The 14603-nt window shown below is 59.2% G+C and carries 16 protein-coding genes; 6 read left to right on the plus strand and 10 right to left on the minus strand.

Translation table 11 applies throughout. The annotated features are described in order from the left end of the window. Window positions 1-5: 5 nt before the first annotated feature. The 3 genes from PSPTO_RS02145 to PSPTO_RS02155 form a co-directional block, all read right to left on the minus strand. Window positions 6-1331 carry a TldD/PmbA family protein gene (locus PSPTO_RS02145; RefSeq protein ID WP_011103134.1) on the minus strand — a complete coding sequence of 442 codons (1326 nt, stop codon included), beginning with the start codon at window positions 1329-1331 and terminating at the stop codon, window positions 6-8. Continuing rightward, on the minus strand, window positions 1331-2773 hold the full coding sequence (locus tag PSPTO_RS02150; protein WP_005763601.1) for a TldD/PmbA family protein: 1443 nt from the start codon (window positions 2771-2773) through the stop codon (window positions 1331-1333). The genes PSPTO_RS02145 and PSPTO_RS02150 overlap by 1 nt, the downstream gene beginning before the upstream one ends. 123 nt (window positions 2774-2896) lie before the next feature. Further along, window positions 2897-3937, minus strand: coding sequence for a low specificity L-threonine aldolase (locus PSPTO_RS02155; RefSeq protein ID WP_005613930.1), 1041 nt, complete (start codon window positions 3935-3937; stop codon window positions 2897-2899). A 100-nt stretch (window positions 3938-4037) separates the two neighbouring features. On the opposite strand from PSPTO_RS02155, the gene PSPTO_RS02160 reads away from it, so the two are divergent. Then, window positions 4038-4784 carry a TraX family protein gene (locus PSPTO_RS02160; RefSeq protein ID WP_011103135.1) on the plus strand — a complete coding sequence of 249 codons (747 nt, stop codon included), beginning with the start codon at window positions 4038-4040 and terminating at the stop codon, window positions 4782-4784. Window positions 4785-4956: 172 nt separating this feature from the next. On the opposite strand, the gene PSPTO_RS02165 is transcribed toward PSPTO_RS02160, so the two are convergent. After that, a complete protein-coding gene (locus tag PSPTO_RS02165; RefSeq protein WP_005763607.1) occupies window positions 4957-6153 on the minus strand; it encodes a class I SAM-dependent rRNA methyltransferase in 1197 nt (398 codons plus the stop codon). 298 nt (window positions 6154-6451) lie between these two features. Between PSPTO_RS02165 and PSPTO_RS02170 the strand changes: the two genes are divergently transcribed. The 3 genes from PSPTO_RS02170 to PSPTO_RS02180 all read left to right on the plus strand — a co-directional run bounded on the left by PSPTO_RS02170 (window position 6452) and on the right by PSPTO_RS02180 (window position 8550). After that, the gene (locus PSPTO_RS02170) at window positions 6452-7264 is read left to right on the plus strand and encodes an HDOD domain-containing protein (protein WP_174171208.1); all 813 of its coding nucleotides are present in this window, start codon (window positions 6452-6454) and stop codon (window positions 7262-7264) included. Between the two features lie 45 nt (window positions 7265-7309). Continuing rightward, entirely contained in the window at window positions 7310-8122 is an 813-nt protein-coding gene (gene mutM, locus PSPTO_RS02175; protein WP_005763611.1) for a bifunctional DNA-formamidopyrimidine glycosylase/DNA-(apurinic or apyrimidinic site) lyase, read from the plus strand. A gap of 89 nt (window positions 8123-8211) precedes the next feature. Beyond that, a complete protein-coding gene (locus tag PSPTO_RS02180; RefSeq protein WP_005763613.1) occupies window positions 8212-8550 on the plus strand; it encodes a hypothetical protein in 339 nt (112 codons plus the stop codon). A gap of 8 nt (window positions 8551-8558) precedes the next feature. Here the strand turns inward: PSPTO_RS02180 and PSPTO_RS02185 are convergent, their stop codons facing one another. From PSPTO_RS02185 to PSPTO_RS02195, 3 genes are all read right to left on the minus strand, one after another. Further along, the gene (locus PSPTO_RS02185) at window positions 8559-8810 is read right to left on the minus strand and encodes a YfhL family 4Fe-4S dicluster ferredoxin (RefSeq protein WP_005763614.1); all 252 of its coding nucleotides are present in this window, start codon (window positions 8808-8810) and stop codon (window positions 8559-8561) included. A 90-nt stretch (window positions 8811-8900) separates the two neighbouring features. Further along, window positions 8901-9380 (minus strand): pantetheine-phosphate adenylyltransferase, encoded by a 480-nt coding sequence (gene coaD / locus PSPTO_RS02190; protein WP_005737440.1) that lies wholly within the window; start codon window positions 9378-9380, stop codon window positions 8901-8903. 167 nt (window positions 9381-9547) lie between these two features. Beyond that, window positions 9548-10975, minus strand: coding sequence for a coniferyl aldehyde dehydrogenase (locus tag PSPTO_RS02195; protein ID WP_005763618.1), 1428 nt, complete (start codon window positions 10973-10975; stop codon window positions 9548-9550). Between the two features lie 277 nt (window positions 10976-11252). Between PSPTO_RS02195 and PSPTO_RS02200 the strand changes: the two genes are divergently transcribed. Both PSPTO_RS02200 and PSPTO_RS02205 read left to right on the plus strand, forming a co-directional pair. Continuing rightward, the gene (locus tag PSPTO_RS02200; RefSeq protein ID WP_005763620.1) at window positions 11253-11915 is read left to right on the plus strand and encodes a TetR/AcrR family transcriptional regulator; all 663 of its coding nucleotides are present in this window, start codon (window positions 11253-11255) and stop codon (window positions 11913-11915) included. A 53-nt stretch (window positions 11916-11968) separates the two neighbouring features. Then, on the plus strand, window positions 11969-12826 hold the full coding sequence (locus PSPTO_RS02205) for a sulfurtransferase (RefSeq protein ID WP_011103137.1): 858 nt from the start codon (window positions 11969-11971) through the stop codon (window positions 12824-12826). A gap of 7 nt (window positions 12827-12833) precedes the next feature. Here the strand turns inward: PSPTO_RS02205 and PSPTO_RS02210 are convergent, their stop codons facing one another. The 3 genes from PSPTO_RS02210 to PSPTO_RS02220 all read right to left on the minus strand — a co-directional run bounded on the left by PSPTO_RS02210 (window position 12834) and on the right by PSPTO_RS02220 (window position 14566). Beyond that, complete coding sequence (locus PSPTO_RS02210; protein ID WP_161797805.1) at window positions 12834-13868, minus strand: hydrolase; 1035 nt, start codon at window positions 13866-13868, stop codon at window positions 12834-12836. Between the two features lie 113 nt (window positions 13869-13981). After that, window positions 13982-14275, minus strand: coding sequence for a HigA family addiction module antitoxin (locus PSPTO_RS02215; protein WP_011103139.1), 294 nt, complete (start codon window positions 14273-14275; stop codon window positions 13982-13984). A gap of 12 nt (window positions 14276-14287) precedes the next feature. Continuing rightward, on the minus strand, window positions 14288-14566 hold the full coding sequence (locus tag PSPTO_RS02220) for a type II toxin-antitoxin system RelE/ParE family toxin (protein ID WP_005737444.1): 279 nt from the start codon (window positions 14564-14566) through the stop codon (window positions 14288-14290). Window positions 14567-14603 lie beyond the last annotated feature (37 nt).

Consider the following 14603-nt stretch of genomic DNA (forward strand, 5'->3'; position numbering starts at 1 on the left):
TCCTGCTATAACGTGAAAGTGATATGGCTGACCAGCGCACCCGGCAGTTGAATGGAGCCGGTCTGGCGCTGAGTGTAGGTACTCGATTGCAGGATCAGTTCCCGCTCGCGGGTCAGGTCTTCCAGCGCGCTGCCTAACAGGCTGTAGGCGCTGTCATCGAAGCGCATGGTGCTGACCGGTGCGACGATCCTGCCCTCTTCGACCCAAAACGTTGCGAAACGTGTCATGCCGGTCAGACGCGCGGCGGCTCTGTCCGAGAAGTTCAGGTACCACAGGTTGCTGATGTAAAGACCTGTGCCCAGCTTTTCAAGCACCTGATCGAGCTCCAGCGAACCACCGGCAATGTCCAGCGCGCTGGGCCCTTCACCGTAATCCGCGCCATTGGCGGGCAGGTCGTATTCGGCAGCGCTGCTTGAATCCACCAATCGCTCACGGGCCTGACCGTCGACGATCAGTGTCAGGTCCTTGCGCGGGTAGCCTTCGCGCGAGAACGCCGGCGAAAGCGAGCCACTGACGTGCTCCTCGACATTGAATAACGGGCTGAACCGGGTATCACCGTCATACAGCCGTTGCAGCGGGCTGCGTTTGCTGGCCAGCGCCTGCGCGGAGAAGCCACCCCAGGTGAGCATGCCGATGATTTCGTCAACGGCTGCCGGGGCCAGATAGGCGCGGTATTGGCCTGGTTCAAGGGTGTGCAGCGGGCGACCGAGAAACTCCAGTTGCTCACGCGCCTGCTCGAAACGTCTTACGAAGGCCTCATTGTTCCAGTGATGACCGGCATAGTTGGCTTTCACCGCCTGCCCGTTCTCATGAAACAGGCTCCAGTCGAAATTGAAGCTGTTGGCCTGATGCCAGCCCAACGCGCCCCAGGAACTGGCGAAGCCCCGATACAGCGGACCTGCGGCATAAAAACCCACCAGGTCCAGTTCGCCCGATAACTCGCAGATCTGCTCGACGACCTGTGCGCTGTCGGGCAGCGGCAGGTCCTGAACATTACTGCTCTGCCAGGCCTCGGTGTTGGGCAGCAGATACGGGTCTTTCGCCAAGGCAGGCAGCGTTTCGCGCAATTGCTGCAGAGCGTCGGTCAGGCGCTGGGTGTCTGTCTCTGAATCGCCTGAAAGTGTCACTTCCAGGTTGGCATGCCGCCCGTCATTGATCAGCTTGAACGTCGCGATGACCTGCTGCACGCGGCCGGCTTGGCGTACCTGGCCGTGGTTGAAGCGAATGAAGTCCGACGCTTCGGCGTCGTAAGCCAGGGTGAAGTGTTCGGTCGGGCTGATGGCAGCCTTGAGCACGGCGACCAGCGCCTCGAATTGCTGTTGGTGCGACATCAGGCGTCTCCTCCGAATACATCGACATTGGCAAATACACACGCCGGAGAGGCGTGACCGACACGGATCACCTGATTGGGCTCGCCCTTGCCGCAATTGGGTGTGCCGAGCACCTTGAAGGTGCTGGCATCGCCGACAGCACTGAGGTTTTTCCAGAATTGCGCGGAGATCGCCCGATAGTTGGGGTTTTTCACCACGCCCTTGAGTTCGCCGTTTTCAATCAACTGACCCCATTCGCAACCGAACTGAAATTTGTTGCGCGCATCGTCGATGGACCACGAGCGGTTGCTCGACATCAGGATGCCGTGCTCGATAGTGCCGATCAGGCCGTCCATCGACTGGTCGCCCGGTTCGATGTTCAGGTTGGCCATGCGATCAATCGGTGCGCGATTCCAGCCACAGGCGCGGCTGTTGGCAACGCCGTCCAGGCCGCTGCGGTACTGCGACAGCGCGCCACCGAGCGGACGCTGCAGCAGGCCGTCGCGAATCAGGAACTGTTTGTTCGCCGGGGTGCCGTCGTCGTCGTGCGCGTAGCTGGCGAGTTGTTCGGGAATGTCCGGGTCGAAGGTCACGTTCAACAGGCTGGAGCCGTATTGCAGGCTGCCGAAATCCGACGTCTTGACGAAGCTGGTGCCGGCGTAATTACGCTCGTCGCCCAGAATCCGGTCCAGTTCCAGCGGATGGCCGATGGACTCGTGAATTTGCAGGACCATCTGATCCGGCATCAACAGCAGGTCGCGCGGGCCTGTTGGCGTGTTGGGTGCGAGGATCAACTGCAAGGCCTCATCGGCCACCCTTGCAGCTGAGCCAATCAGCCCGCAACTGCTCAGTACTTCGATGCCACCCTGTTGGCCGAAATTGTCGCCGCCCAGGTTACGCGTCTGGCTGTCGCGGCCGTCGTAAGCGGTCACGCTCATGCCGGGGAACACAAAACGCTGCGCCTGACGAAGCTGCGCACCTGCGCTGTTCAGGTAGATCTGCTCGACGGTTTCCAGCCCCAGAATGGCCTGCCAGTTGACCAGGCGCTCGTCCTTGGGGACTGCGCTTGACTCAGCCATCAGCAGGCCAATGCAGTCGCTCAACGGCGGGAAGGCTTGATCCATGTTCGGTGACAGGTAGTCAGCCCTGGCGGTTGAAACGGCTTGCTCGCTCAGGTCCAGCAAGGCGTGTGGTGCCAGTCGGCGGGCCAGTGCCTCGGCCTGCTGCAATGCGGCCTGCAAACCCTGGCGGGAAGTGTCGTTGGTGGCGGCGTAGGCTTCAACGCCATTGAGGCGCACAGTCAGCATTGCGCCTTCATCGCTGCTTAGCGACGGTGGCTCGGCCACGTTCTTGCGCACACACAAGCGTTGGCCGGTGCGGCGCACGTAACGTACGGAAAAGAATTGCGCTTCACTCTGCAAAGCAGCGAAATGCTGCTTGAGCCGGGCGGAGAAATCGAACATGCAGACAAGCTCCTTCTTGAGGGTGGTCGGTGAAGTCCGGATGGCCTTTTGAGCCGATTGCTTTGAGAGGGGGGTTACCCCAAAGATTGCCAGGCTGCACCTGCAAGCTTTGAGCCAGACGCTTCAGCCCTGCATCACCAGGCGGATGTCCGCGGCGAGTTCACGCACGCGGTCTTCTTCGGTATCCCACGAGCACATGAAGCGCGCGCCGCCATTGCCGATGAAGGTGTAGAAGCGCCAGCCCCTGGCGGTCAAGGCTGCGATGGCAGGCTCCGACAGTTGCAGAAACACGCCATTGGCCTGCACCGGGAACATCAGTTCGACGCCGGCAATGTCCTTGACCAGATCAGCCAGCAACTGTGCGCACCGGTTGGCGTGGCGAGCATGTTTGAGCCACGCGTCGTTTTCCAGCAGGCCAACCCAGGGCGCGGACAGGAAGCGCATTTTCGACGCCAGTTGCCCGGCTTGCTTGCAGCGATAATCGAAATCGACGGCCAGATCGTGGTCGAAAAACAGGATCGCCTCGCCCACCGCCATGCCGTTTTTGGTGCCGCCAAAGCACAGCACATCAACGCCGGACTTCCAGGTCAGCTCGGCCGGCGATGCATCCAGAAACGCGCAGGCATTGGAGAAGCGCGCACCGTCCATGTGCAGGTGCAGGCCCAGTTCCTTGCAGGTGGCGCTGATGGCCTTGAGCTCTTCTGGCTGATAGACGCCGCCCACTTCCGTGGCCTGGGTCAGGGTTACAACGCGCGGCTTGGGGTAGTGAATGTCCTGACGCTTGAGCGCCACTTCACGAATCGATTCCGGGGTCAGCTTGCCGCCCGGGCTGCGGGCGGTCAGCAGCTTGGAGCCGTTGGAGAAAAATTCCGGCGCGCCGCATTCATCGGTTTCGACGTGAGCCGTTTCCGAACAGATGACACTGTGGTAACTCTGGCACAGCGAGGACAGCGCCAGCGAGTTGGCCGCTGTGCCGTTGAAAGCAAAAAACACTTCGCAGTCGGTTTCAAACAAACGGCGGAAATCATCCGAGGCGCGCGCAGTCCATTGATCGTCCCCATAGGCACGTTGATGGCCTTTGTTCGCCTGCTCCATCGCGGCCCACGCTTCAGGGCAGATACCGGAGTAGTTGTCACTGGCGAACTGTTGGCTTTGGTCTGTCATGGCCGATTCCTTATGGGCAATTATGCTGCGCACTGTAGCGAACAAAGAGGGGGGCGGTCATGCTTTGCATGCACGGCGCGCCCACACATTCAGGAGTGATATGGATCTTTCCAACCCGCCTTTTCTGCCCGGACGCAACAAGGCGCTGGACCTGCTCAAGTGGCTGGCGATGCTGAGCATGGTGCTCGATCATCTGCGCTACGTGGGTTGGTCGATTGATTTTCTGTACGTGCCAGGGCGTTTCGCCTTTCCCTGGTTCTGTCTGGCGATTGCGGTAAACCTGTCACGGCGCAGCGCAGCCCTTGTGGCCCCGCGTGTGCAATGGCGGTATCTGGGCTGGTTGTTGGCGTTCGCCGCGTTATCGGAGATTCCGTATCGACTGTTCATGGCGGATGCGACCGTGCTGAACGTGATGCCGACCCTGTTACTGGGGCTGTTGATTGCTCAGGGCTGGCAGCATCGCAATGTAACGACCCGTGTCATGGCCATCGTCGCACTGCTGCTGGCAGCGGTTTTTCAGCAGCACTTGATGTTTGGCTTCGCCGGCGTGCTGTTGCCGCTGGTCTTTGTGCTGGTGCTGCAAAAACGGCTTTGGTATGCAGCGTTCCCGGCTGTTTTTTGTCTGGCGGGGAACGCCTGGTCACAGATGTTCGCCGGTGCGGCCTGGGGCGATCCAGTTTCCGTAGGTTCGATAATTGCCTGTGCGCTGGCGCCAGTGCTGGGCATCGCGTTGCTGCGGACAAAGCCTGAGTTCTCAGTGATCCCGATGCGGCGTTGGGCCTACGCGATCTACCCGCTGCATTTCCTTGTGTTGCTGGGGGTGCGGGTGGTGTTGGAGCGGGTGTGAGAACCGCAACTATCGGGTATCAATTGCAATTATCGTGCGACGCTCCGCGTCGGCATGCCGTTCTGGACGCTCCGCGTCCTCTTTGCGACGCAGAGCGTCGCGAACGGCATTCCCACGCAGAGCGTGCGGAACGATAACCTCAACTATCGTGCGACGCAGAGCTCTTCATACATCAGCTATTGGGCAATAACCGGCAAGTAATGCTCTTGATGTAGCGCGTCTCGGCAATCGCCGGGTGTACCGGATGGTCCGGGCCCTGACCGCCGCGCTCCAGCAGCTGGATGTTGCGATCCAGATGGCGGGCGCTGGTCAGAAGGATGTTCTGCAAGTCGTCTTCCGGCAGGTGCATGGAGCACGACGCGCTGATCAGGATGCCGTCCTTGGACAGCAGGCGCATGGCCTGTTCGTTCAGGCGGCGATAGGCACCTTCGCCGTTCTTCATGTCTTTTTTACGTTTGATGAACGCAGGTGGATCGGCAACGATGACGTCGAAACGCTCTTCACCGGCTTTCAGCTCTTTCAACGCTTCAAAAACGTCGCCTTCGATGCAGGTCATCTTTTCCGCAAAACCGTTCAGCGCTGCGTTGCGCTCCACGCCATCCAGAGCAAAGGACGAGGCATCGACGCACGTCACGTCACTGGCGCCAAACGCTGCGGCCTGAATCCCCCAGCCACCGATGTAGCTGTACAGGTCCAGGACACGCTTGCCTTTGACGTAAGGGGCGATGCGTGCGCGATTCATGCGATGGTCATAGAACCAGCCCGTCTTCTGCCCGGCCATGACCGGTGCTTCAAACTTGACGCCGTTTTCTTCCAGCGCAACCCACTCCGGCACCAGCCCGAACACGGTTTCGACGTAACGATTCAGGCCTTCCGCGTCGCGGGCCGCCGAGTCGTTCTTGAACAGAATACCGCTAGGCTTGATGACCTGAACCAGCGCCGCAATGATGTCTTCCTTGTGGTTTTCCATGGTGGCCGAGGCCAGCTGGACAACCAGAATGTCACCGAAGCGATCCACCACCAGGCCCGGCAGCAGGTCGGAATCGCCGAAAACCAGGCGATAGAACGGCTTGTCGAACAGACGTTCGCGCAGCGAAAGCGCCACGTTGATGCGGTGCACAAGCAGGGATTTGTCGAGCGGCAGCTTGATGTCACGCGACAGCAAGCGTGCACAGATGAGGTTGTTGGGGCTCATGGCGACGATGCCCAGCGGCTTGCCGCCAGCCGCTTCAAGCAATGCCTGATCACCGGCCGCAAAACCATTCAGCGGAGTGGCGGCTACGTCGATTTCGTTGCTGTAGACCCACAGATGACCCGCGCGCAGGCGGCGGTCGGCGTTGGCTTTGAGGCGCAAGCTAGGCAGGGACATGACGTCGCTCCTGAAAAAAGAGCGGGATTATAGCGCGTCATCCCGCTGATGCGCCGGGTTGACGACAACTTTCGTAACCTATTGTGCCGACAGCGCCTCAATGATCGGGACTGACCTTAACGCCATGGGGCACAGGGCCTGAAGCTGTCTATCAGCTAAAGTTCCGAGAATATCTTCTTCCCCGGTGATGGACCGTTGCCCCTCAAAAGGGTCAGAATCCCTTCACCACCGAGAGTGATTACCTATGTCCGAAGAGCTTACCTCCGAGCAGATCCAGATAGCGTTGCAAGGCATCAGCGTGCCCCCGCAGCCGCAGATCATGGTGGATCTGCAGATGGAGCAGTACATGCCTGACCCGGACCTGGGCGCGATTGCACGTCTCATCGCACAGGATCCCGGCTTGTCCGGGGCGCTGCTGAAGATTGTCAATTCTGCGCATTACGGACTGTCCAACAAGATCGCCTCGATCGACAAGGCGGTGAATCTGTTGGGCAGTCGGACCGTTATCAACCTGATCAACGCGCAGTCGATCAGGGGCGAGATGAGCGATGAAACCATCGTGGCACTCAACCGCTTCTGGGATACCGCTCAGGATGTCGCGATGACCAGTCTGACGCTGGCCAAGCGCATCGGCTCGCAGACGGTGGATGAATCCTACGCATTGGGTCTGTTTCATGACTGCGGCATTCCGCTGATGCTCAAGCGTTTCCCCAATTACATGCCGGTGCTTGAAGACGCTTACGCCAATGCCGGGCCTGAACGCCGCATCGTGGATACCGAAAACAGTGCGTTTGACACCAACCATTCGGTTGTGGGCTATTACACGGCCAAGTCCTGGCGCTTGCCGGCGCACATTACCGACGCGATCGCCAATCATCACAACGCATTGGCGATTTTTGAAGACGATACCAGCCGTAATGCCACATTGAAGAATCTGTTGGCGCCCCTGAAAATGGCCGAGCATATCTGTCAGTCCTACCGGGTACTGGGCAATCAGGACGAGGATCACGAGTGGGAAAGCATCGGCGCGCTGGTGTTGGACTACGTCGGGTTGTCCGAATACGATTTTGAATACCTGAGGGAAAGTATTCGCGAGCTCGGTGCGCGCTGATCCTGCGCGCTGTCAGCCCTTACTTTCCGCACGACCGAGTTATCCATGCCTGAATTACCAGAAGTCGAAACCACCCGCCGTGGCATTGCGCCCCACCTCGAAGGCCAGCGCGTCAGCCGCGTGATCGTGCGTGATGGCCGTCTGCGCTGGCCCGTTCCCGAGGACCTGGACATCCGTCTTTCCGGGCAGCGCATCGTTCAGGTGAGTCGCCGCGCCAAGTACCTGCTGATTCAGGCCGAAGTGGGCACGTTGATCAGCCATTTGGGCATGTCGGGCAATCTGCGTCTCGTCGAGGCGGGGCTTGCGGCGCTCAAACACGAGCACGTCGATATCGAGCTGGAATCCGGGCTGGCGCTGCGTTACACCGACCCGCGTCGTTTCGGGGCGATGCTTTGGAGTCATGATCCGCATAATCACGAATTGTTGATCCGTCTTGGTCCCGAGCCGCTGACCGATCTGTTCGACGGCGAGCGTCTTTACGAGCGCTCGCGCGGCAAGTCGATTGCCGTAAAGCCGTTCATCATGGACAACGCCGTGGTGGTGGGCGTGGGCAATATCTACGCGACAGAAGCGCTGTTTGCGGCGGGCATCGACCCTCGGCGCGAAGCCAGGGGGATTTCCAGGGCGCGTTACCTGAAGCTGGCCATCGAGATCAAACGCATTTTGGCGTATGCCATTGAGCGCGGTGGCACGACGTTGCGCGACTTCATCGGCGGCGATGGCAAGCCCGGCTATTTTCAGCAGGAATTGTTTGCCTATGGGCGCGGCGGTCAGCCTTGCAAGGTCTGTGGCACAACGTTGCGCGAGATCAAGTTGGGCCAGCGCGCCAGCGTTTACTGTCCCAAGTGCCAGCGCTGAACGACTTATGAGCCCTGCGCCGCTTGCTTAACCCGCATCCCTGTTTATAGTGATGGCACCCTAATTTGCGACGCCTGAAGGACCAAGCCATGAACCCGTTTCGTATTTTCGCCGCCACGCTGGCGTTGTTCATTGGCTTGCAGGCCCTGCCCGCAGTCGCTGCCGATATCACGCAAGGCAGCGGCGATCCGGTCTACACCATCCAGAACCCGCCGGCGTTCGCCATGATCGGAGACTTGCTGATTGCCCGACCGCTGTTGATCGGCGCGACCATCATCGGCACAGGTCTGTTTGTCATTGCGGCGCCATTTGCAGCGGCAGGCGGCAACCTTGGCGCGACGGGCAAGGCACTGGTAGTCGATCCGGGCAAGGCGGCGTTTGTGCGTTGCCTGGGTTGCACCGGTGACGGATACGGCAAGCAGCAGTAGGGTCTGGATCAGACGTTGCTGGTGATGATCCGGTACTTGTCCATCAGTTGCTCTTTGCTTTCGACGTGATTTTCATCCAGCGGGATGCAGTCGACCGGGCAAACCTGCTGGCATTGCGGCTCGTCGTAATGCCCCACACATTCGGTGCACAGGTTCGGATTGATCACGTAGATCTCTTCACCCTGTGATATCGCTTCGTTTGGGCACTCGGGTTCGCAGACGTCGCAATTGATGCAATCGTCAGTGATGATAAGGGACATGAATTGCTCCTGCCGCGGCCGACGCCGGGGCATATGAAAACCAATGCGGCGAATTGTGCCGCATTAGGCTTCGGGATGCACCTTGATGTGCTAGCGTTTAAATCGCTCGGTCAGTGCCTGGGCGACGGCAGGGTGTACGAACTTGGTGATATCACCGCCCAACGTCGCGATTTCGCGCACCAACGTCGAAGAAATGAACGAGTAACGTTCTGACGGCGTGAGGAACAGGCTTTCGACGTCCGGTGCCAGTTGCCGATTCATGTTCGCGAGCTGAAACTCGTACTCGAAGTCCGACACCGCACGCAGGCCGCGCAGAAAGACATTGGCGTTCTGTTCCTTGGCAAAATGCGCCAGCAGCGTCGAGAAACCGACGACCTCCACGTTAGGCAAGTGCTTGGTCACCTCACGGGCCAGCTCGACGCGTTGCTCCAGGGGGAACAGCGGGTTTTTCTTCGGGCTGGCGGCAACTGCAATGACCACTTGGTCGAACAGGCGCGAGGCGCGTTCGACCAGATCGCCATGGCCCTTGGTGATAGGGTCGAAGGTGCCTGGGTACAACACTCGGTTCATCGCGTCGTCCTGGTCGGAGTCCGTTGTGGGACTCGGATGGTATCGCAGCCGTCCCGATGGGCCAAGCGACTCGACTGATGGAAAAGGCCGTATTGCGCCGATTATCGGCCATGTGTGGCGTGAAACCCCTGATTCAGGGGCTATTTACTGTTATGGCTTTCACGCAATCAACGCATGAAAAGTTTATAAACCAGGCGCTGAATCGCTTTGCCGTACGGTGGATAAATCAATCGCGCTGTGTTCAGGCGCTGTTTGGTGAACACCGCCTTGGCCTGGCTGAAGGTAAGAAAGCCTTCGCGGCCATGGTAATTACCCATGCCTGACGGGCCGACCCCGCCGAAAGGCAGATCGTCCTGAGCGGCATGCATCAGCGTGTCATTGATCGACACCCCGCCAGAATGCGTTCGTTCCAGTACCTGCCGTTGCTCGGCCTTGTCGTAGCCGAAGTAGTACAGGGCCAGCGGGCGAGGGCGCTGGTTGATGTAGGCGTAGGCATCTTCGATACGGTGGTAAGGCACGACCGGCAGCAACGGTCCGAAAATCTCGTCCTGCATCACCAGCATGTCGTCGCTGACATCAAGTAACACACTGAACGGCATGCGCCGATCCTGACCTTGCTCATACAGCGTGATGATTGTCGCGCCTTTGTTCTCGGCGTCTTCCAGGCAGTGGTTCAGGCGCAGCAATTGGCGTTGATTGATGATTGCGGTGTAATCAGGGTTGTCGATCAGCGTCGGGTAAAAGCGTTTTACTGCTGCGGTGTAAGCGTCGACAAACCCTGTCAAACGGTCCTTCGGCACCAGCACATAATCCGGAGCAATACAGGTTTGTCCCGCATTGAGTGTCTTGCCGAATGCGATGCGCTCGGCGGCGTCTTGCAGGGGCACATCCTGCGACACGATAGCGGGCGATTTGCCGCCCAGCTCCAGAGTGACCGGCGTGAGGTTTTCAGCGGCAGCGCGCATGACATGCTTGCCAATGCTGGATGCGCCAGTAAACAGCAGATGATCGAACGGCAGGCGCGAGAACGCCATGCCGGTTTCAGCTTCGCCAAGCACTACCGCAACCAGATCTTCCGGGAACACGTTGGCAAGCAAACGTTTGAGCAGCGCGCCGGTTGCGGGTGTCGATTCACTGAGCTTGAGCATGACCCGGTTGCCTGCCGCCAACGCACCGATCAAGGGCCCGATCGCCAGGAAAAGCGGGTAGTTCCACGGCACAATCACCCCGATCACGCCTAGCGGCTGATACACGACTTTCGCCGATGCAGGCTGAAACATCAGGCCAACGCGCCGCCGCGACGGTTTCATCCAGCGCTTCACGTGTTTTCGCGCATCAGCAATACCCAGCAGGCTCGGCAATAGCTCGGCCAGAAGGGTCTCATCGGCACTGCGCTGGCCGAAGTCTGCGCCTATCGCGTCGATCAGATCCTGGCGATGAAGGCTCAACACCTCGCCCAGCGACTTGAGCCATTGCAGGCGCTGCGCTGCCGAAGGCATCGGATTGGCCCTGAATGCGGCACGTTGCAGGGCAAATGCACGGTGCATGGCTTCAATTGAAGGGTCAGTGTGCTGAGGCATTGTTTCGGCGAGCATGGAGGTTTCCGGGTCGGGTATGACAGGGTTTCTAGAGTTTTTGCTCTACAGCGTCAAATTGTTCATGCCACTGGTCGTTGCAACCAATGGTTTTTTGAATGCTTAAAGGCATATGGTCATCTGATTTCTGTATGCCTTCAGGTGTTCGCCTGCTATTCGATACAACAATCACGAGGCTGACTGACTGCTGTCAAAGCGACGATTCAGTCACCATAGTGGCACTTGCCTGCGCTAAGATTGCCATCATCCCATCAGCAACCGAGCGTCCCGGCCCAGCATGGCACCCCGTACCAAAACCCGTGAACGTATTGTGCAAGCCAGCCTTGAGCTGTTCAATCAGCAAGGCGAGCGTTGCATAACCACCAATCACATTGCTGCGCACATGGAGATATCGCCCGGCAATCTCTATTATCACTTTGCCAACAAGCAGGTAATCATTGCCGAGCTGTTCACCCAGTACGAGACGCTGGTGGGCAGTTTTCTGACGTTGCGCACAGACCGCCTGCCGACTATCGAGGACAAGCGCGATTACTTTCTGGCAATGATCGACGCCATGTGGCGCTATCGTTTTCTGCACCAGGACCTTGAACACCTGCTGACGTCGGATGCGGAGCTTGCCAGGCGCTACCGACGTTTTTCGTACCGTTGCCTGATGCAGGCGATGAACATTTACCGGGGGTTCATCAAGGCGGGCATCCTGCAGATGGATGAGTCGCAGATCGAGTGGACCAGCCTCAATACCTGGATTGTGCTGACGTCGTGGGTGCGGTTTTTGTGCACTAATCGGGAAAACAATGCCGAGTTGAACGAATCAGCCATCCGGCGTGGTGTCTATCAGGTGCTTATGCTCGAATCGGTCTTTGTCGCGCCTCAGGCTCGCGAAGCGTTCGATGCGTTATGTGAAACGTTTCATTCGTCGTTGCCAGAGGCTCTGGCCTGAATCCAGAACCGATGAGTAGCCTGACCATCGGGTTTCTGCCACAGGAGTGTGTCATGTCCATTGCGCAACTGATCAGCCCTGAACGCCTGGCCATGCGCCAGAAAGCGCCGGGTCTGGTCATTCTCGATTGTCGCTTTGCCCTGGAAGATGCGGATTACGGCCAGCGCAACTATGCGCAGGGCCATATCGAAGGTGCGTCGTTTGCCGATCTGAAGCGTGACCTCAGCGGGCCGGCTATCAAAGGCAAGACCGGACGCCACCCACTGCCGGAACCCGGTGCCTTGCTGGAAAGCATTCAGGCATGGGGTATCAATGCCGACAGCGACGTCGTGCTGTACGACGACGGCCCCGGTATGTTCGCCGCGCGCGCCTGGTGGCTGTTGGCCTGGATGGGCAAGCGCGAGGGTGTGTACCTGCTCGACGGTGGGCTTAAAGCCTGGCACGCGGCGGGTTTGCCGCTGAGCCTGGATGCGCTGAACCATGAGCCGGGCAATTTCAGCGGTGAGCCGGACATGTCGATGTTGCTCAGTGGCAGCCGATTGCAGAGCCGCCTCGGACGTGCGGAGATGACGTTGATCGATGCCCGCGCTGAAGCCCGCTTTCGCGGCGACGTGGAGCCTCTGGACCCTGTTGCCGGACACATCCCTGGTGCGCAGTGTGCGGCCTGCACCGACAATCTCGGGCCGGACGGGCGTTTTCTGCCGCCCGAGCAGCTCAGGCAGCGTTTCGCCGAAAAGCTGCAAGGCCGCCCTCCGGAAAGTCTGGTGTCCTATTGCGGCTCGGGTGTCACGGCCTGTCATAACCTGTTCGCACTGTGCCTGGCCGGCTACCCGATGGGCACCCTGTATGCAGGGTCCTGGAGCGAATGGATTACCGATCCGACGCGTGAAATAGCCACTGGCGCCGGTTGACCTGGCGTCAGCTTGAGCGGGCGCTTTCACGTTCCTGCGCGGCGCTCAGCCATGACGGGATACGCCGCTCGAGGTAATAAGTCGGGTTGCGCAACGAGCCGTCGACAAAACCGACGTGCCCGCCTTTGGCATGCAGTTCAAATTCGGTGCAGGCTGACAGTTCGCCGGGCTCGGGCAGGCTGTGGGGGAAAACGAACGGATCGTCGCGAGACTGGATAATCAGCGTCGGCGTTTCAATCTGGCCCAGGTAATAGCGACTCGATGCCCTGCGGTAATAATCCGTGGCATCGACGAAGCCGTGCAAAGGGGCCGTCACCCGGCCATCGAAGTCCCAGAACGTTCGCATGTTCTCCAGCGAGCCCAGGGCAGACAGTTCAGCGAGCCCTTCGGTCAGCCCTTCATGTTGAAAGCGCTGTTGCTTGTCGCGGATGTACGTCAGCATTTCGCGCATGAAGTGCCGTTGATAGACCTTGGAAAACCCCTGGCCGATACGGTTGGCGCACTCGTCCAGACGAAAAGGGACAGACACCGCTACCGCACCCAGCAGCTCGCTGTGCTTGCCTGACTCGCCCAGATACTTGAGCAACACATTGCCGCCCAGTGAATACCCCACGGCATACAGCGCAGCCAGTGGGCGCAGCAAGCGTAAATGAGCGATCACTTCGGCGAGGTCTTCGCTCGCCCCGGAGTGATAACTGCGCGACAGCAGATTGGGCTCCCCCGAGCAGCCGCGCCAGTTCAGCGCCACACTGGCCCAGCCCTTCGCCGCCATGGCCTTTTGCAGGCCGGCTACATACGGCGAGTTGGACGACCCGGTCAGGCCGTGCAGCACCAGCACCAATGGCGCATCGGCGTCGTTCGGCCCGTGCCAGTCCATGTCCAGAAAATCCCCGTCCTTCAACCACAACCGCTCGCGAGAACGCGCCAGCAGCGTTGGCCTGCGCACCAGCGGGCCCCAAAGCGTCTGCAGGTGCGGATTGCCCATGCCGACGGCCGGGACGAACGGGTTTGCATGGGGCACAAAGGCAGGGCGTGTAGGCACGGTATTGCTCGACGATCAATTCAAGGGCTGATGCGGTACGTTGCCACTAAGTGGGCCGGGATGTAAGTGGGGAATGGCAAGTGGTTTGATAAGTCGTCCTGGCAAGATCGGCACTACCCCGGGTTTGCTATGACATAAGGCTCGATCGGCGGCTGCTCGCGATGCTCCGCTTGCCACAAATCATAGTCCGCCTGTATACCCAGCCACAGGCGCGCGCTGCTGATACCCGCTCGCTCGAGCCTTACCGCCAGATCAGGGCTTACAGGTGCATGCCCATGCAGAATTCTTGACAGCGTTTCTCTTGCAAAACCCAGGTGACTGGCGAATTCAGTGATGGTGGTCTGCAAGCCGGGAATGACCTCTTCAAGGAGGATTTCCCCCGGATGGGGAGGATTGAACATTTCCATGGGGACCTCGGTTCAGTGGTAATCCAGGTAGTCGACCAGTTCGACATCTGTATCGAAAAAACGAAAAATAATCCGCCAGTTCGCATTGATAGTTATTGACCAGAAACCCTCCAGTTCACCTTTCAGGGGATGAAGCCGCCAGCCGGGCATGTTGACGTTAGCAGGGGTTCTCGCTCGATTCAGTACTGCCAGGACGTGCGCGAGGCGTTTTGAGTGATCCGCCCTGATGCCGCTGCTAGAGCCGGTTTCGAAAAAAGCTTTGAGCCCTTTGTGTCTCCAGCTGACGATCAATGGGTGATTGTGATGCGATACATCACACTCTGCAATT

This window comes from Pseudomonas syringae pv. tomato str. DC3000 (genome assembly GCF_000007805.1).
Classification (GTDB): Bacteria; Pseudomonadota; Gammaproteobacteria; order Pseudomonadales; family Pseudomonadaceae; genus Aquipseudomonas; species Aquipseudomonas avellanae.

Bases quoted from the DNA above. Each gene is read 5' to 3' on its own strand.
- PSPTO_RS02145 (WP_011103134.1), bottom strand. From the start codon at position 1,331: ATGTCGCACCAACAGCAATTCGAGGCGCTGGTCGCCGTGCTCAAGGCT.
- PSPTO_RS02150 (WP_005763601.1), bottom strand. From the start codon at position 2,773: ATGTTCGATTTCTCCGCCCGGCTCAAGCAGCATTTCGCTGCTTTGCAG.
- PSPTO_RS02155 (WP_005613930.1), bottom strand. From the start codon at position 3,937: ATGACAGACCAAAGCCAACAGTTCGCCAGTGACAACTACTCCGGTATC.
- PSPTO_RS02160 (WP_011103135.1), top strand. From the start codon at position 4,038: ATGGATCTTTCCAACCCGCCTTTTCTGCCCGGACGCAACAAGGCGCTG.
- PSPTO_RS02165 (WP_005763607.1), bottom strand. From the start codon at position 6,153: ATGTCCCTGCCTAGCTTGCGCCTCAAAGCCAACGCCGACCGCCGCCTG.
- mutM (WP_005763611.1), top strand. From the start codon at position 7,310: ATGCCTGAATTACCAGAAGTCGAAACCACCCGCCGTGGCATTGCGCCC.
- PSPTO_RS02180 (WP_005763613.1), top strand. From the start codon at position 8,212: ATGAACCCGTTTCGTATTTTCGCCGCCACGCTGGCGTTGTTCATTGGC.
- PSPTO_RS02185 (WP_005763614.1), bottom strand. From the start codon at position 8,810: ATGTCCCTTATCATCACTGACGATTGCATCAATTGCGACGTCTGCGAA.
- coaD (WP_005737440.1), bottom strand. From the start codon at position 9,380: ATGAACCGAGTGTTGTACCCAGGCACCTTCGACCCTATCACCAAGGGC.
- PSPTO_RS02195 (WP_005763618.1), bottom strand. From the start codon at position 10,975: ATGCTCGCCGAAACAATGCCTCAGCACACTGACCCTTCAATTGAAGCC.
- PSPTO_RS02200 (WP_005763620.1), top strand. From the start codon at position 11,253: ATGGCACCCCGTACCAAAACCCGTGAACGTATTGTGCAAGCCAGCCTT.
- PSPTO_RS02205 (WP_011103137.1), top strand. From the start codon at position 11,969: ATGTCCATTGCGCAACTGATCAGCCCTGAACGCCTGGCCATGCGCCAG.
- PSPTO_RS02215 (WP_011103139.1), bottom strand. From the start codon at position 14,275: ATGGAAATGTTCAATCCTCCCCATCCGGGGGAAATCCTCCTTGAAGAG.